Here is a 15,487-nt window from a genome sequence, read left to right on the forward strand (position 1 = left end):
CTTTGTGCGCACCGGGACTAAGCATGCGCAAATCTGACACGGCATCGTGAAAGTAAAGTTAGCTTCCATTGCGGAATAATTGAAAGAATTGCGGGGGGTATCGTGACCATGACACTCGACGACTACAACAGCTTCTGCGCTTCGCTGCCCCACACGACCCATGTCGTGCAATGGGGCGGGGCGCATGTCTGGAAGGTCGGCGGCAAGGTCTTTGCCATTGGCGGCTGGAGCGACGGCGACGGGCTCGCGGTTTCCTTCAAGGTCTCTGAAATGGCCTTCGACATCCTCAAGGAACAGCCGGGGCTTCGTCCCGCGCCCTATCTTGCCTCGCGCGGCATGAAGTGGATCCAGCGCCAGAACGACGCGACCATGGATGACCAGGGCTTGCGCGACTACATCGGCGAAAGCCACCGGCTGGTTGCGGTGAAGCTTACCAAGGCAATGCGCAAGCAACTCGGCTTTGCTGCCTGACGTCGATTCGCGGCAATGCGCAATGCTTTGGGCTTTGGCCGTCCCGAAGCCTCAAAATCCTGATAACGCGGTCATTTTCATGCCCTGTTCATGTTGGAAGGGTTAGCAGATCGTTATTGGATGTCGGTGGATAACAGTGATTCCACCATGGCTGCCTGCGCGGCAGTCGAGATTCGGAGAGATGTGGCGACCATGTTGCGCAAGATCGTTGTGCTTTCAGCCATGGCCACCGGCCTGTCGGCATTCCAGGCAGCGGCTGCGGTCGCGCCTTCGGGCGAGCCTGCGCCGGCACGTCCTGCGACAGACCAGCAGATGATCCGCCTGGCCCAGGGCGACGAGGTCGAGATCTTCTACGACAGCCGTGGCAACCGCGTGCTCGTCGATCCCTACACCGGCAAGGTCATCGCCGTGCAGCCGCCGGAGAGCCGCCTCAACCGCCAGGCGTTGCGCCGTGAACAGCGCCGCCAGGAACTGCGCCGCGACTACCGCCAGGGCGACGTGCTGCTCGGGCCGGCCGACGATGGTTATTACAGCGACGACGCGCTTGCCGTCCCGGCCGAACCCAATGGCGACGACTACTACAACAACCCCAACGCCTTCCCCGAGGCGCCGGGTGGCCCCCGCGTCGTCTCGCGCGAGCCGCTGCAGAACCCCGACGACCAGCCGGCACTTCCCTCGACGCCGACAATCACCGAAGGGCCGCTCGAACCGTCCATCGCCGTCAAGGGCCGCGAGGACGTCGCTTCGCTGCAGATCCTGCTCGATCGTCTCGGCGCTTCGCCAGGCGTCATCGATGGCCGCTTCGGTTCCAATGTCGACAAGGCGCTCGCCGCCTATAACGAGATGACCGGCGCCAGCCTGAAGTCGACCGACGCCGAAGGCATCAAGCAGGCGCTGGCCGAAACCGGCGGCGACGCCTTCGGCTCCTACACCATCACCCCGGAAGACGCGGCCGGGCCCTTCGTCGCTTCGGTTCCGGCCGACTACAGCGAAAAGGCCAAGCTCGAACGCATGGCCTTCACCTCGGTGACGGAAATGCTGGCCGAGCGTTTCCACATGGACGAGAATTATCTCAAGGCGATCAACCCGGACCTCAATTTCAACCGGCCCGGCACCATCGTGAAGGTCGCCAATTTCGGCAAGCTGGTGAACAAGCCGGTGTCGCGCATCATCGCCGACAAGGGGTTGAAGCAGGTCCGCGCCTATAACGAGGCCGGCCAGCTTGTCGCCGCCTATCCGGCGACCATCGGCTCGGGCGACACGCCGTCGCCGACCGGCATCCATGCGGTGTCGCGGGTCGCGCTCGATCCCAACTACACCTACAATCCCAAGATCAATTTCAAGCAGGGCGAAAACGACAAGGTCCTGACCATCCCGCCGGGGCCGAACGGTCCGGTCGGCTCGGTCTGGATCGCCTTGGATAAACCGACCTACGGCATCCACGGCACGCCCGACCCGTCCAAGATCGGCAAGACCGAGAGCCATGGCTGCGTGCGCCTGACCAACTGGGACGCGCGCGAGCTCGCCAAGATCGTCAAGTCGGGCGTGCCGGTCGAGTTCATGGAATAGGGCAGGTGCCTAGCCGCTCGGCGTCGAGCCGAAGCGGCGGCGAAAGCTGCGGTTGAAACCAGACACGTCGCTGCCCTGTTCAGCAGCGCGATTTCGCCGATCCGCATCCGTTGCGCCTGTCGGCGAGCGGATGCGCAGGCAAGCCCATTGCCATCCGGTCCTCGGCCTGACATTTCGCGGGCAAATTTTGTCGGTGCCGCAGGGGCCAGCCGCCGTCGCTGCTTGGGTCTCAGCTTCGCGGTCGCCCGATCCTCTTGCTCATATTGATGCCGGTGGTGCGAAAGCCCACAACGTCGTAGAGATGATGAGCCCGCGCGTTGTCAGCGGCGACACGCAGGCGGATCTGCTCGAAGCCCGCTTGGGAGAGCGTGGCTTCCAGTGCGGCAAGAGCGCCCTTGCCGTAGCCATTGCCCTGGTATGCCGGCAAGATGTGGAAATCGCTGATGAATGCGGAATGGGCTGTTTTGTCTGGGCGATACCAGAAATAGCCAATGACGACGTCGCTTCCCAGCGCACTGTCGGTGATGGTCAGCAAGACTTCGCCATCCGTGTTGGGACCGTCTGGCAGGTCATCTGAAATTTCTTGGCGTGCCCGTGCAAAAGCTTGCGCCTCGGACATATCAAAATTTCTGGAGATCTCGGCGGCATAATCAGGGATAAAGTAGCTGAGATAGCCGGAGTACTCGTCGTTTCGCATCGGCCTAAGTATGATCATGGCGCTCCCTGCCGGCCTCCGTTCAATCTGCTGGCCATTGTCCGATTTTCATCGCCCTCAGCCATGGTGCCCCGGCGCGGTTGGAATTTCGGCTTGATACCGGCGCCCTGATACCGGCATTGGCGTCTAACGACGCCGACTGGTCTTCACAAGATTTGCCGCAACCTAGCGTTCCATTCAAGAACCGTCTTGGGACGCAGCGCACCGGAATTGTCCCGGGCAGTACAGGATGCGTGTTGTCGGGGATTGCGCCGTGCTGCGGCCGATTCAGAGATAAGAACCAAGGCGGAATCGGAAGAGATTTTTTCGACCGCCGTGACCGGAGCTATAGCTACTCCAGCGCAATAGACGTGACTTGGCCCCGGGCCGCTCGCATCGCTGCAAGTTGCTTTGCGGATCACAGTACCACAGGAGCAATCAATTCTCGGGGAGCGGCAACGGTGTGTCACTCATGGTCCTGAGGTAAGCGATGAGGTCGGCTCGCTGCTTCTCGTCCTGCAGACCCGGGAAAGTCATATCTGTTCCAGGCAAAGTGAGTGCGGGGTTTGAGATAAAAAAATTGAGCTCCTCAAATGTCCAGTTGCCGCCAGCGTCCTTTAGGCTTGACGAATACTTGACGTCGCTTTCCGAAGCCTTCCGTCGGCCGACGATGCCCCACAGATTGGCTCGTCCGGGCACCTTGACCCCCGGCGCTGACAGATGACAAGCCCCGCACGTTTTGTCGAAAATTTCCTTGCCCGATCCAGCGTTTGCCGATGCAAGGCGTGCCGAGATCGGCGCAATGGCCGGTCGTCCGGCGCCATGACCGTGCAAGTAGGCCACGACGTCGTCGTGACCACTGAGCTTGGCCAGATGTATGGCCGGACTTCCATTCGACGTCAGTGCATTCACATCTGCTCCAGCATCCACAAGATAGATGACGCACTGAAGGCAGCCATTCTCGGCAGCCACGTGCAGCGGGGTCTGCGCTTTCGCCACCTGATTTGGATTGGCCCCATTGTCGAGCAGCAGCTTCACGACGTCAGCATGTCCAGCCTTGTTGGCGGCGTAGAGGGGCGTTCGTTGCCAGCTGACGGGCAGGTTAACGTCCGCCCCACGATTGATCAGAAGTTTTGCTAATTCGACGTTTCCGACTTCGCAGGCGATATAGAGCGCCGTAACACCGTCAATTTCGTTGATAGCGGCGCCTCTGTCCAAGGCCGACGTCACCGCCGCGACGTCGGCATTCCTGACAAGATCGCCCAAGTCGCTCGCCTGGGCGGGCAGCGCAAGAAGCCAAAGGACCCACGAAGCCCCTATCAGCCACATGCGCCCCTTGTTGATCATTGTATCCTCCCTGACGAGAGTTCCATGACGGGTTCATCTTAGAACAAGGGCTTGCTGGCGACAACGCCGGAGCCGGCGGAGATACGTGGTCAATGACCGCTCCCGGCCCTTCTGCGACATTGCAACGCTAGCCGACAATGGCCGCCTTCGCCTCGGAAGCAGAACCATGCCCGTTTACGAGTTCACGCCTGGCTCGCCTGCGCGGACCAGGAATTCAGCCTGATCCTGGGCACGTTTCCGCCGATGTAACTGGTCATCAGGCGGTGGCGCTGGCAACGGCTGAATGGTCATCAATAAAAATGCGTCAGCGCATCCCACGACAATTCCGGTGCTGGCCAGCCCAAGACGTGCAACCGCGGACGGTGCCATACACAGGGCTCAATGAGCTTGAGGGCACAGCCGCAAATGAAAATGATGATCGTCGCCTCCGCCCTCATTGTCGCAGGGGCGAGTAACGCGCTTGCCGCCGACGCAGCGATTGAAGACGTCGCGCCGGCGTCAGGCGCCTATGACTGGTCCGGCTTTTATGTTGGCGTCCACGGTGGATATTCTGCCGGTAAGTCCCAATACGGTGTCTATGAGCTGGACATGCTGCGCGTATTCGCCGACCCCGATCCCCGCGGCTACCTCGGAGGTGTTCACGCTGGTTACGTCAGTCAGTTCAGCAACGGATTTGTTCTCGGCGGCGAAGCTGACCTCAGCTACAACGCGTCGGACGGCAGCGGTGGTGCTTATCTTGTCATGCCGTACGGGAACATTCCTGATCCTGACGTGCACGTGGATGCCGAAGTAAAATGGACGGGGTCCGCCCGCGCCCGGCTTGGCTATGCAATGGATCGTTTGCTTCCCTACGTAACCGCTGGTGTTGCGGTCGCGCGCGTTGAGAGCGACTTCATAGTCGCCGGAAATTCATCTCAACCCAGGAACGATACCCATATCGGCTGGACTTTAGGCATGGGCGCCGAATACGCGGTGACGGAAAAGGTCAGCTTGCGCGCGGAGTATCGTTATTCCGACTACGGTGTCCAGGATTCCAACTTGCCCTATCTCGGCAACCTTCCTGCGAAGATGGGTCTCAAAGCCCAGGACGTTCGCTTCGGTATCTCCTACAAGTTCTGATCCCAATCTCAGCGGAACATGCCACAGCACGCGTCTGGCTGGGCAATCGCCATGGCTTGGGCAGCTGTGACAGGCGGTGTCGGCGCGGAACATGCGATGACCGAAGATGCGAGCCTCGGTCGAAAGGCCTGCCGTGGCTGGTTCAGTCTCTGCCATCGAGAAAAAAATGCCGCAGTGCATTCCGCGACAATTCAGATGCTGGACAGCCCAAGACGCGCGACTGCGGACAGTGCCATACCGAAGGCTCAATGACCTTGAGGGCACAGCCGCAAATGAAAATGATGATCGTCGCCTCCGCCCTCATGGTCGCAGGAGCCAGCAACGCGTTTGCCGCCGACGCGGCTGCTGAAGACATCGCACCGATCGCGTCTGGCGCCTATGACTGGTCCGGGTTCTATGTCGGCATCCACGGGGGGTATTCGTTCGGTCAATCGAACTACGACGTGTATGAGCCGGGACCGGCCGCGCTGTATGTAATCTCCAACCCGGATCCCGATGGTTACCTGCTCGGTGCCCATGCTGGCTACATCAGACAGTTCAGCAACGGCTTTGTCTTCGGCGGCGAAGCCGATCTCAGCTACAGCTCGTCGAAGGGCTCCGACTATGTGTCTTTAATCACCCCGACTGGACCAATAGCCGACGACAACATCTGGTTTGAGAGCGAGATCAAATGGACAGCGTCCGCCCGCGCGCGATTTGGCTATGCGATGGATCGCTTTCTTCCTTACGCAACGGCTGGCGTCGCCGCAGCACGTGTTGAAAGCAGCTTGAACTACGCAAGCTATCCCTATCAACAATTCGAGGGCACGCATGTTGGCTGGACGGCCGGTATCGGCACGGAATATGCGATGACCGAAAAAGTCAGCATCCGCGCCGAATACCGCTATTCTGACTATGGCGACCAGGATTTCACGACCGTGCCCCTCAGCAACAGGCCGACCAAGATCGATTTCCAGTCACACGATATCCGCCTGGGCGTCAGCTACAAGTTCTGATCGGCGCAAGCCATCGACCATGTGCCCAGGCCGCACCAGGATCATGCCGGCTTTTTCGGCAGCACCATCGCAAACACCAGGCTGACCACGATGCCTGCCGCGGCGAGCCAGAAGGCGAGCTGGATGCCGTCGGCGACAGCGACTTTCAGCGCCTCGCCGGTCAAGCCGCCGACATGGCTGTTGGCAATGGCGATCAGTGCCGCCATGCCGATGGCATTGCCGACATTGAGCGTCGTCGAGGCCATGCCGGACGCGACGCCTTGCTCGTCATGGTGGACACCTGAAGCGGCTGCGATCCACATCGCTGTCCAGACGATGCCCTGTCCGATGCCCGAGACAACAAGGCCCGGTGCGAGCGCGGCATAGCTGCTTGCGGCGGTCGCACCGAACACCATCATCGCCGTGCCGGCCGCACCGATGACCATGCCGCTGACCAGCGTCGCGCGTGTCGAATACCGCGTTGCCAGCCTTTCGCCGATCTGGGTGCCGGTGGCGATGGCGACCGACGGCACCAGGAATGCGAGCCCGGTCTGCAGGGCGGTGAAACCGTGCACCGTCTGCAAAAGCATGGTGAGGAAGTAGGGCAGCGCGCCGAAGGTTGCCATGTAGAGGAAGGTGATCGTCATGGAGGTGACCAGGCTGCGGTTGCGAAACAGGCGCAGCGGCATCAGCGGGTCGGTGCTCCTGGCTTCGATCACGCCAAAGGCGATCAGCAACAGCGCTGCCAGTGCGGCGCTCATGACAATCGACGGCGCGCTCCAGCCATATTCCGGGCCCTGGACCAGGGTGAACACCAAAAGCGTCGCGCCGGCGGTCACCGTCAATGCGCCGGGCAGGTCGAAGCTGCGCTTTTCCAGGCGCCTGGGATCGCGTGGAATGATGGCGAAGGCAGCGATGATGGCGATGCCGGCCAAAAGCACGTTGACGTAGAACACCGAAGGCCAGCCGAAGGCGCTGGTCAGGAAGCCGCCGGCCAGCGAGCCGAGCGTCAGGCCGCTCGCGCCGGCGCCGCCCCAGACGGCGAGCGCCCGGTTGCGTTCGGGCCCTTCGGCAAACAACCGGTTGATCAGCGACAGCGTTGCCGGAAACAGGAAGGCGCCGCCGATGCCTTGCACCGCGCGCGCCGCGATGATGACCGCCGGCGACCAGGCGAGGCCGCCGACCACCGACGACAGCGCATAGAGCCAGAGCGCGAAGATGAAGATGCGGCGCTGGCCGATCAGGTCCGCCGCGCGGCCGCCAAACAACAGGAACCCGCCGGTGAAGACGGTGTAGGCGCTGACCACCCACTGCAGCGTCTGGCCGGAAAAGCCGAGGCTTGTGCCGATCTCCGGCAGCGCGACGAAAACGATGTTGAGGTCGAGCGCGATGATGAGCTGGGCGAAGGCCAGCAGCGCCAGCGTGGCGCCGCGTTTGGCGCCGATGCCCGCTTGTGGTGTTGCCGCGCCAAGCGGGGCGCCCTGGTCGAGTGAACTCATGATGATCTCCAGATGATGATTCTTTGTCGATTGACAAAGAATTAAGATTTGCAATCCGGAGTCAAGCGGATTATTTGTTGACCGATAAAGAATAGAGGTGGCGATGGCGGGAAGACCAAGGGAGTTCGATCGCGACAAGGCGCTGGAAAGCGCGCGCGACGCCTTCTGGACGCGCGGCTATGAAGGCACCTCGATGGCCGATCTGGTTGCGGCGCTCGGCATCGCCTCGGCGCGCATCTATGCCGCCTTCGGTTCGAAGCAGCAGCTGTTTCGCGAGGCTGTCGGGCTTTACGAGGCCAATGAAGGCGGCTTTGCGCTGCGGGCGCTGGCCGGGCAGCCGACAGCGCGGCAGGCTGTCGACAAGATGCTGCGCGATGCGGCCGAGACATACACGCGGCCGGGAAAGCCGCAAGGCTGCATGGTTGTGACAGCTGCCACCAATTGCGCTGCCGAAAATGACGCCGTGCGCGACTGGCTGACCGGGCATCGCCACAAGCAGACCGAAAGCATCGTTGCGCGGCTCGACCGGGGCGTTGCCGACGGCGAGCTGAAGGCTGATACCGACACGCACATGCTGGGCGATTATCTTGCCACGGTGATGCATGGCCTTTCAGTGCAGGCGCGCGACGGTGTGGTTCAGGCGCGGCTGCTTGCCTTCATTCCGCTGGCGATGCAGGCCATCGATGCCGCACTGGCAAACCAGGTCGAGTCCAGATCGGAAGATGTTTGACGATGCGCCCGACAGTGCAGGAAATCGCTGAAGCCTTGCATGCGCCCGAGATGCTGTCGGCGACCGTCATCGACAGCGGGCAGAACAATCTTGTGCTCGATACCGGCGATCTGATCGTGCGGGTGCCGCGTCACGACGGGGCGCGGCGCGATCTTGCCAAAGAGGCCGGCATCCTTGCCGCACTCGCCCCAAGCCTGCCTCTGCCGGTGCCGGCGCCGCAGCTGCAAACTGTCGGTCCGCATGTCGTTGCGGTCCATCGCAAATTGCCGGGCGAGTCCCTGCTGTCGCTCGCTGGAATGACTGATACGCAGAAGCTGGAACTGGCCGGTGACCTGGCGCTGTTCCTGCGTGCCCTTCATGCGATCCCGGTCGGGCTCCTGCCCGCCGAAGCCGCGCCCGATCCGGTGGCCGAATGGCGTGCGCTGCGCGACCAGCTCGAAGCCAAGGCGTTGCCGCTGCTGCCTGCCGTGACCGGCGCAGCCATCCGCGCGCGCTTCGACCGCTTTGTCGGGCAAGCCCTGAGTGCGCCGCGCACGATCACCCATGGCGATTTCGGCACCGGCAACATCCTCGTTGTCGACGGCAAGGTTTCCGGTGTCATCGACTTCGCCGGCTGCGGGGAGGGCGATCCCGCCTATGATCTCGCCAGCCTGTCCGCCGGCCTGGGCGACGAGTTCCTGCTGCTGATGGAGCCGCACTATCCCGGCATTGCCGCGATGTCGGAGCGCATCAGCTTTTATCGCAGCACCTTCGCGCTGCTCGACATGCTCTTTGGCATCGACCATGGCGAGGCGGCAGCACTCGAAGCCGGGTTGCGGGCGTTGACCGGGAGCGATGCGGCGGCCTGAGTGCGGTCTTGCATTCGGGCAAAACCTGCCGGCAAATGCCCACGAGATCGAGGAAGCCTGGGATGACCATCCGCCCCGAACAGCCCGCCGACGTCGACACCATCCGCACGCTGACCCGTGCTGCATTCGCCCATGCGCCGCATGCGAGCCAGACCGAGGCGGCGATCGTCGACGCCTTGCGCGATGCCGGGGCGCTGACCCTGTCGCTGGTGTCGGAGGACAATGGCGAGATCCTCGGGCACGTCGCCTTTTCGCCCGTCACCGTCGGCGGTGCTGACGGCTGGTACGGTCTTGGCCCGGTGTCGGTCTGGCCCGAAAGCCAAAGCAGGGGCATCGGCCAGTCGCTGATCCGCCATGGGCTCGAAGCGCTCAGGCAGATGGGCGCCAGGGGCTGTGTCCTGATCGGCGATCCGGCCTATTACAGCCGCTTCGGTTTCGTCGCCGACCCCGGCGTCAGCTATGGCGGCATCCCGCCTGAATATGTCCAGCGCCTGGCCTTCGGCGACGACATTGCCCGCGGCGAAATCGTCTATCACGCCGGCTTCGAAGCGGGCTGAGCCGGGCATGTGACGGCAAACGCTCAGTGCACGCGCGCCGTCTCCCTGGCGAGGATATCGACCAGCCGGTCGAAGCCCGTTTCGGTGCCGGTAATGCGCGCCGCCATCGCCTCGGCGGTGCCGAGAAAGGCCAGCTGCTCGGTGAATTTCATCCGTGTCCGGCCGGCTTCGGCTGCAAGCTCGATCGTTGCCAGCGACGCCGAGATGCGTTGGCCGCCATGGCTCATCTCAAAACCATAGATGATGCGCTGTTCGGCCAGAATGTCGAAATAGACGGCGCGGAAAGCCAGCTCCGCGCCATCGGGCATGCGCCAGCTTTTGGCTTCGATGCCGCCGACGCGGAAATCGAAGCTGTCCTCGAGCTCGGTCCAGTCGGGATGGCAGTCGTTCCAGGCGCGCTTGAGTTTTGGCTCCGACCAGAAGCGGAAGGCGTGTTTGGGGGATGCCGGCAGCGCGCGCTCGATGACAAAGGTCTTGTGCGCCACATCAGTCATTCACTTGCTCCTCGGGAAAATCCTTCATTGCCTGGATGAGGCGGTCGAATGCCTGGTTCATCGCAGTCTGCCGCTGCCGCACCCAGTCGTCGATGCCGGACAAGGCCTTGGGTTCGATCGTGTAGGTGCGGGTCCGCCCGACCTTGCGCGAGGCGACGATGCCGCCGTCCTCGAGCACCTTCAGATGTTTCAGCGCCGAGGGCAGCCGCATGCCGTTTGGCTCGGCCAGCTGCTTGACGGTTGCCGGCCCCAGGCTCAGGCGCTCGACCATGCCGCGCCGCCCGGCATCGGCAAGGGCGGTGAAAACGCGGTCCAGTTGTTGTGCTTCGATCATCGCTGCCTCTCGTCCCTAGTCATGGAGAAACCGTTCCGGCATGGCTTCGCGATAGGGGAAGAAGTGGAAATAGGGGCGCGCCTCGGCAAGTGTGCGCCGTACCGACGGGCGCGCGACCAGCCGCTCGAAATAGGCAGCGAGATTGTGCTGGCCGCGGGCGAAGGGGTGCACGATCGAGGCGTAGAACAGGCCTGGTGTGGCTGAGCAGTCGGCGATGGTGAAGTCTTCGCCTGTCGCCCAGGTCTTTCCCATAAGCTGGCTCTCGATCATCTGATAGGCGGTGTCGAGCGTGCGCCGCGCCTCTGCCACGCCGACCGGATCGTTGCCGCCTTCGGGCCGTATCCTGTCGGTCACGATCTTCTGCATCGGCACGCTGATATACAGATCGAAGAAACGTTCCCACAGCCTGGCGTCAAGGCGCGCGTCGGCATCGGCGGGCAGCATCTGCAGCGGCCCGGGATAATGCTGCTGCACATATTCGATGATGATGCTGGTTTCCGGCACCACGCGGTCGCGCGCCCCGTCGTGCAGCACCGGGATCTTGCCGACCGGCCACTTCGCCGTCAGCGCCGCCGTTTCGCCGGGGTCGCCGAGATCGACTGTCACCGGATGAAACTCGGTTCCGTTCTCGTAAAAGGCGATCAGCACCTTGTGGCAGAACGAGGCGAGGGGATGGGTGTAAAGCGTCAGCGCCATTGCGGGGGATCCAGATTGTTTCCTTAAGGGGAAACTATTGCGGCTTGGCGGGGTTGGCAAGCGAAAGTTTCCGACAACGGAAACTATTTGGCTTCGGCTGGCGGACACCAAGTGTCAAATGTGGTGAGGTTTTCCACGGTCGATGATTTTTTCGCAGCATCTCATCGGTCGCGATCCTTCGCACCCCCCTCTGCCCCGCCGGGCATCTCCCCCACAAGGAGGGAGATCACGCCTTCATCGACACCGCAGCCAATCGCCTGCGTTGCAATGCTTGCTGTTGCAATGTTGCAGGATAGGCGCCGCCGGCGACGCGACTAATCTCCCTCCTTGTGGGGGAGATGGCCGGCAGGCCAGAGGGGGGCGCGAAGGATCGCTATGTCGAATGTTTGCGTCGCAGCGCACCACCACCGGGACTACGCCGGGGGTGCGTTGGACGAGCGCCCGCGTGGCCGCCGAAAAGCGCAAGTGCTTCAAGCCCACGGAAGCGGAACGGCGGGGAAAAATGCGAGAGCGACGAAAGCCCATGTCGCCTGGCTTCCACAAATCGTCCCCCTGGTCACTTCCCGCGCCACGCTTGCCCACATAGTCTCAAGCGATGGACATTTCCGACACCCTGCCGGCCCCGGCCAACAACAACAACGTCTTTTGCCCGCCTGAGGCGCGGCGCTACGTGCTGGTCTCGGCGATCCTTGCCTCCAGCATGGGTTTCATCGACGGTTCGGTGGTGTCGCTGGCCATGCCGGTCATCCGGGCCGACCTCGGCGCCTCGCTTGTCGACGCCCAGTGGATCAGCAATGGCTACATGCTGTTTTTGTCGGCGCTCGTCCTGCTTGGCGGGGCGGCCGGCGATGTCTTTGGCGTCCGCAACATCTTCGCCACCGGCATCGTTTTGTTCATGATCACCTCGGCCGCTTGCGCGCTCGCCGTCGATGCCGAAATGCTGATCATCATGCGCGCCGCCCAGGGCATCGGTGCTGCCCTGATGGTGCCGGGCAGCCTTGCCTTGATTGCCAAATCCTATCCCAATGCGACACGCGGCAAGGCCATCGGCCAGTGGGCGGCATTCTCGTCGCTGACCACCGCGATGGGCCCCTTCGTCGGCGGCATGGTGCTGTCGTTCGGCGCCGAATGGATGTGGCGGCTGATCTTCGCCATCAACGTGCCGATCGGGCTCGTCGCGCTCACCATGCTGCTCAAGAAGGTGCCGCAGGACCGGCCGTCGTCGAAGCGCCGGCTCGATCTCGTCGGCGCGATCCTGGCGACTGCAGGTCTCGGGCTGATGGCCTGGGGGCTGACCGCCTTCGGCCTGCCGGCCGAGGACCGCTCGGTCTCGCCCTGGGCGTGGATTGCGCTTGGCGCTGTCATCTTCGCCGGCTTCATCATCTGGGAAAAATGGGCGCGGGCGCCGATGGTCAAGCTCGAGCTGTTTGCCTCGCGCGCCTTCACCGGCGCCAATCTCTACACGCTGATCCTGTTTTTCGCCTTCAACGCCGTGCTGTTTTTCCTGCCGATGACCGTCGTGTCGGGCTGGGGCGCGAGGGAATGGGAAGCCAGCCTGCTGTTTTTGCCGCTGTCCTTGTTCATCGCCGGCCTGTCGAGTTATTCGGGCCGGCTCTCCGACGCCATCGGCCCGCGCTGGCCGCTGACAACAGGTGCGGCGATCGTCGGCATCTCATATGTCGGCCTGGCGCTGACCATGCCGCTGATGATGTTGTGGCAGGTGACCTTCCCGATCCTGCTGCTCAAGGGCCTCGGCATGGCGATCGTCGTGTCGCCGGTGTCGGCGGCGGTGATGCGGGCGACACCCGAAGAAGACACCGGGCTTGCCTCGGGCATCAACAACGCGCTGGCCCGGGCCGCCGGCCTGATGGCGGTGGCCTCGCTGGGTGCCGTCGCCGGCGTGGTCTTTGCCAATACAGTGGGAACGGCGGCACCCGGCGCGGAATTCGGCGCCTTCGTTGCGGCACCGCTCGACGCGGGCGCCGAAGCGTTGCGGGTGGCGGCGACCAACAGCGCCTTTACGGCCATCGCCGCGATCTCGGCTGCGATGTGTTTCGTCGCCGCAGCCGTCGCCTGGGTCACCCAGCCGTCATGGAAAAGGAAGGAAAAGGCCTAGAGGTTTTTCGCTTTTCTTCGAAACGCGACTACCTGCTTGTTGTTAGGCAATCCCGGACCGAAAACCGCCGCGCAGTTTTCCTGGAATTGCTCTAGCCGCTGACCTTGGCGGTGCTCGCGACCTTCAGCGCATCCTTGTTTTCGTCCTTGAGCAGGTCGTCGATACGCTCGCGCTCGCGCTTGAAGGCGACAAGTTCGTCGCCCTTGAGCACGCGGCCGGTGGGCAGGCGCACGCGCATCGGGTCGACCTTGGTGCCGTTGACGATCAGCTCGTAGTGCAGATGCGCGCCGGTCGACAGACCAGTGGTGCCGACATAACCGATGACCTGGCCCTGGCGGACGCGGGCGCCGGGAACGACGCCGGGCGCGATGCGGCTTTGGTGATTGTAGGACGTCTCGTAGCCATTGGTATGGCGGATCATCGTCTGCTTGCCATAGCCGCCGGCCCAGCCGGCCTTTTCGACAACGCCGTTGCCCGAGGCGATGATCGGCGTGCCGGTCGGCGCTGCCCAGTCGACGCCGGTGTGCATCTTGACGTAGCCGAGGATCGGGTGCTTGCGGCCGCCGAAGCCGGAGCGGAACTTGCCGTTGGGCAGCGGGTTGCGCAGCAGGAACTGGCGCGCGCTGCGGCCGTCCTCGTCGAAATAGTCGACCGCACCGTCGCCCATCTGGAAGCGGTAGAAGTTGCGGGTGTTGCCGCCGAAATTCGCCGAGACATAAAGCAGCTCGGAATCGGCCGAAGCCTTGTCGTCGCCGTCGGGCTGCGAGAAAAACACCTCGATGCGGTCGGACGGATTGAGGCGCGACTGGAAGTCGACGTCGGACGAGAGCAGCCTGACCAGCTTCTTGGTCATGTCCTGCGACATGCCATAGGAATAGGCCGCCCGGTAGATGCCGTCATAGACGGTGGGCAGTGCCCCGCGCGACGTCGTCGGCACGGTCGGGGTATCTTCGAAGGCGGTGGCGATCTCGGGGTTCGGCTCGGGCTCGTCGCCGGGGACGAACTGGTTGCGGTCATCGAGCGCAATGGTCAGGATATGCTGGGTGCGGTCGTAGACGCTGGTGCGCACGATCTTGCCGACATCGCCGCGAACTTCAAGGCCGATGCGCAGCACAGTGCCAGCCTTCAGCGCCGTGGCATTGAGCAGGCGCGAGACCGCATTGGCCATGCCTTGCGCGTCTTCACCGGCATAACCTGAGTCAGCCAGCGCATCGACGATCTTGCGGTCCTTTTCGAAGGCGATGATGTCTTCGGCATAAGACAGTGTCTCGGGGTCGACATCGGCGCGGGCCGTGACCGAGACGTTTTCGGGCACGATCTTGATGCCGTAGGAGCCGGCGAGCGTCTGGTCGGCGAAGGCATCGCCAAAACGCTGCGGGTCGACATAATGCAATGAGGCGACCTGGATGTCGCCTTCGGTCAGGTCGCCGCCAGCGTCGCGGACGACGGTTTCGACTTCGTTGGCGCTCAGTGCCGAGGTCTCGTCGAAGGCCGCGGTCTCGATCGGAAAGTCGACGGTCTTGAGGCTCATCTCGCTCTCGACCTTGACGCCGTAGATCTGGCCGGTCGCGGCTGCCGCCGCCGGCTGTGCCGGGCCGTCCTCGGCAAACACCGTCAGCGGATCGAAGGCGGGATAGCTGCGTGATGTCGGATGCGAGGCGGCAAGCGCCATCTTGATCTGGACGAAAGGCATCGTGCGAATGACTTCGCGGTCGCCTTCCCTGGTCAGCATGGAGACTTCCATGCGCCGCCGGTCCTTGGCCTTGGCGATCTGGCGCAGCGGCGCAAGCCGCGTGGTCTTGGCGCGCTCGCCGGCGTCGCCGCCGGCGGCAAGGGTTGCCAGTTCGGCGATCTCGGGTGGGGTGGCGAGCTTCTCGCGGCCGTCGAGGGCGGCAAACAGTGCCACGCCCATCAGGACCGAAGAGGTCACGCCGGTGAGGAAGGTGCCTGAAAGCCAGCGTGCCGAGACCTCGCGACGGTCCGGGGGACCGGCGCGGCCATCCGCGATAAGCGGCGGCTCATTGCCGAGCTCGGCTATG

Annotated in this window: 15 protein-coding genes (1 of these 15 cut by a window edge); 8 read left to right on the forward strand and 7 right to left on the reverse strand. The window is 63.1% G+C overall.

Annotated features, from left to right (window positions below; translation table 11 throughout):
* The first annotated feature begins 108 nt into the window (after nucleotides 1–108).
* On the forward strand, nucleotides 109–471 hold the full coding sequence (locus tag ACHMW7_RS09450; RefSeq protein ID WP_395451296.1) for an MmcQ/YjbR family DNA-binding protein: 363 nt from the start codon (nucleotides 109–111) through the stop codon (nucleotides 469–471).
* Between the two features lie 192 nt (nucleotides 472–663).
* Complete coding sequence (locus tag ACHMW7_RS09455) at nucleotides 664–2,040, forward strand: L,D-transpeptidase family protein (protein ID WP_395451297.1); 1,377 nt, start codon at nucleotides 664–666, stop codon at nucleotides 2,038–2,040.
* 229 nt (nucleotides 2,041–2,269) lie between these two features.
* Here the strand turns inward: ACHMW7_RS09455 and ACHMW7_RS09460 are convergent, their stop codons facing one another.
* Both ACHMW7_RS09460 and ACHMW7_RS09465 read right to left on the reverse strand, forming a co-directional pair.
* Nucleotides 2,270–2,755 (reverse strand): GNAT family N-acetyltransferase, encoded by a 486-nt coding sequence (locus tag ACHMW7_RS09460; protein WP_395450011.1) that lies wholly within the window; start codon nucleotides 2,753–2,755, stop codon nucleotides 2,270–2,272.
* 417 nt (nucleotides 2,756–3,172) lie between these two features.
* Nucleotides 3,173–4,081, reverse strand: a complete 909-nt coding sequence (locus tag ACHMW7_RS09465) for an ankyrin repeat domain-containing protein (protein ID WP_395450012.1) — start codon at nucleotides 4,079–4,081, stop codon at nucleotides 3,173–3,175.
* A 405-nt stretch (nucleotides 4,082–4,486) separates the two neighbouring features.
* On the opposite strand from ACHMW7_RS09465, the gene ACHMW7_RS09470 reads away from it, so the two are divergent.
* Entirely contained in the window at nucleotides 4,487–5,200 is a 714-nt protein-coding gene (locus tag ACHMW7_RS09470) for an outer membrane protein (protein WP_395450013.1), read from the forward strand.
* A gap of 278 nt (nucleotides 5,201–5,478) precedes the next feature.
* Nucleotides 5,479–6,195 (forward strand): outer membrane protein, encoded by a 717-nt coding sequence (locus ACHMW7_RS09475; protein ID WP_395450014.1) that lies wholly within the window; start codon nucleotides 5,479–5,481, stop codon nucleotides 6,193–6,195.
* A gap of 41 nt (nucleotides 6,196–6,236) precedes the next feature.
* Here ACHMW7_RS09475 and ACHMW7_RS09480 read toward each other — a convergent pair whose 3' ends face one another.
* Entirely contained in the window at nucleotides 6,237–7,673 is a 1,437-nt protein-coding gene (locus ACHMW7_RS09480; RefSeq protein ID WP_395450015.1) for an MFS transporter, read from the reverse strand.
* 103 nt (nucleotides 7,674–7,776) lie between these two features.
* On the opposite strand from ACHMW7_RS09480, the gene ACHMW7_RS09485 reads away from it, so the two are divergent.
* The 3 genes from ACHMW7_RS09485 (at nucleotide 7,777) to ACHMW7_RS09495 (ending at nucleotide 9,808) form a co-directional block, all read left to right on the forward strand.
* Nucleotides 7,777–8,403, forward strand: coding sequence for a TetR/AcrR family transcriptional regulator (locus tag ACHMW7_RS09485; RefSeq protein WP_395450016.1), 627 nt, complete (start codon nucleotides 7,777–7,779; stop codon nucleotides 8,401–8,403).
* 2 nt (nucleotides 8,404–8,405) lie between these two features.
* Nucleotides 8,406–9,251: a phosphotransferase gene (locus tag ACHMW7_RS09490; RefSeq protein WP_395450017.1), complete on the forward strand. Its 846-nt coding sequence runs from the start codon at nucleotides 8,406–8,408 to the stop codon at nucleotides 9,249–9,251.
* A gap of 62 nt (nucleotides 9,252–9,313) precedes the next feature.
* Nucleotides 9,314–9,808 (forward strand): GNAT family N-acetyltransferase, encoded by a 495-nt coding sequence (locus tag ACHMW7_RS09495; RefSeq protein ID WP_395450018.1) that lies wholly within the window; start codon nucleotides 9,314–9,316, stop codon nucleotides 9,806–9,808.
* A gap of 23 nt (nucleotides 9,809–9,831) precedes the next feature.
* On the opposite strand, the gene ACHMW7_RS09500 is transcribed toward ACHMW7_RS09495, so the two are convergent.
* From ACHMW7_RS09500 to ACHMW7_RS09510, 3 genes are read right to left on the reverse strand one after another with little or no spacing between them, the layout of a single operon-like run.
* Nucleotides 9,832–10,302 carry an SRPBCC family protein gene (locus ACHMW7_RS09500; protein WP_395450019.1) on the reverse strand — a complete coding sequence of 157 codons (471 nt, stop codon included), beginning with the start codon at nucleotides 10,300–10,302 and terminating at the stop codon, nucleotides 9,832–9,834.
* On the reverse strand, nucleotides 10,295–10,636 hold the full coding sequence (locus tag ACHMW7_RS09505) for an ArsR/SmtB family transcription factor (RefSeq protein WP_395450020.1): 342 nt from the start codon (nucleotides 10,634–10,636) through the stop codon (nucleotides 10,295–10,297). Before ACHMW7_RS09505 ends, ACHMW7_RS09500 begins: the two co-directional genes overlap by 8 nt.
* Nucleotides 10,637–10,651: 15 nt before the next feature.
* A complete protein-coding gene (locus tag ACHMW7_RS09510; protein ID WP_395450021.1) occupies nucleotides 10,652–11,332 on the reverse strand; it encodes a glutathione S-transferase family protein in 681 nt (226 codons plus the stop codon).
* 595 nt (nucleotides 11,333–11,927) lie between these two features.
* On the opposite strand from ACHMW7_RS09510, the gene ACHMW7_RS09515 reads away from it, so the two are divergent.
* Nucleotides 11,928–13,448, forward strand: a complete 1,521-nt coding sequence (locus tag ACHMW7_RS09515; protein ID WP_395450022.1) for an MFS transporter — start codon at nucleotides 11,928–11,930, stop codon at nucleotides 13,446–13,448.
* A 91-nt stretch (nucleotides 13,449–13,539) separates the two neighbouring features.
* Here the strand turns inward: ACHMW7_RS09515 and ACHMW7_RS09520 are convergent, their stop codons facing one another.
* Nucleotides 13,540–15,487: the 3' portion of a M23 family metallopeptidase gene (locus tag ACHMW7_RS09520; protein WP_395451298.1), read on the reverse strand. 20 nt of this gene lie beyond the right edge of the window; only the last 1,948 of its 1,968 coding nucleotides appear in the window; its start codon lies beyond the right edge, outside the window — the gene reads right to left on this strand; it ends in the stop codon at nucleotides 13,540–13,542.

It is taken from the genome of Aminobacter sp. UC22_36 (assembly GCF_044056035.1).
Taxonomy (GTDB): Bacteria; Pseudomonadota; Alphaproteobacteria; order Rhizobiales; family Rhizobiaceae; genus Aminobacter.

What these genes read in the sequence shown, in the direction of transcription:
- ACHMW7_RS09505 (WP_395450020.1), bottom strand. Translation starts at nt 10,636, where the DNA reads ATGATCGAAGCACAACAACTGGACCGCGTTTTCACCGCCCTTGCCGAT.
- ACHMW7_RS09510 (WP_395450021.1), bottom strand. Translation starts at nt 11,332, where the DNA reads ATGGCGCTGACGCTTTACACCCATCCCCTCGCCTCGTTCTGCCACAAG.
- ACHMW7_RS09460 (WP_395450011.1), bottom strand. Translation starts at nt 2,755, where the DNA reads ATGATCATACTTAGGCCGATGCGAAACGACGAGTACTCCGGCTATCTC.
- ACHMW7_RS09485 (WP_395450016.1), top strand. Translation starts at nt 7,777, where the DNA reads ATGGCGGGAAGACCAAGGGAGTTCGATCGCGACAAGGCGCTGGAAAGC.
- ACHMW7_RS09480 (WP_395450015.1), bottom strand. Translation starts at nt 7,673, where the DNA reads ATGAGTTCACTCGACCAGGGCGCCCCGCTTGGCGCGGCAACACCACAA.
- ACHMW7_RS09515 (WP_395450022.1), top strand. Translation starts at nt 11,928, where the DNA reads ATGGACATTTCCGACACCCTGCCGGCCCCGGCCAACAACAACAACGTC.
- ACHMW7_RS09470 (WP_395450013.1), top strand. Translation starts at nt 4,487, where the DNA reads ATGAAAATGATGATCGTCGCCTCCGCCCTCATTGTCGCAGGGGCGAGT.
- ACHMW7_RS09490 (WP_395450017.1), top strand. Translation starts at nt 8,406, where the DNA reads ATGCGCCCGACAGTGCAGGAAATCGCTGAAGCCTTGCATGCGCCCGAG.
- ACHMW7_RS09455 (WP_395451297.1), top strand. Translation starts at nt 664, where the DNA reads ATGTTGCGCAAGATCGTTGTGCTTTCAGCCATGGCCACCGGCCTGTCG.
- ACHMW7_RS09495 (WP_395450018.1), top strand. Translation starts at nt 9,314, where the DNA reads ATGACCATCCGCCCCGAACAGCCCGCCGACGTCGACACCATCCGCACG.
- ACHMW7_RS09475 (WP_395450014.1), top strand. Translation starts at nt 5,479, where the DNA reads ATGATGATCGTCGCCTCCGCCCTCATGGTCGCAGGAGCCAGCAACGCG.
- ACHMW7_RS09465 (WP_395450012.1), bottom strand. Translation starts at nt 4,081, where the DNA reads ATGATCAACAAGGGGCGCATGTGGCTGATAGGGGCTTCGTGGGTCCTT.
- ACHMW7_RS09500 (WP_395450019.1), bottom strand. Translation starts at nt 10,302, where the DNA reads ATGACTGATGTGGCGCACAAGACCTTTGTCATCGAGCGCGCGCTGCCG.
- ACHMW7_RS09450 (WP_395451296.1), top strand. Translation starts at nt 109, where the DNA reads ATGACACTCGACGACTACAACAGCTTCTGCGCTTCGCTGCCCCACACG.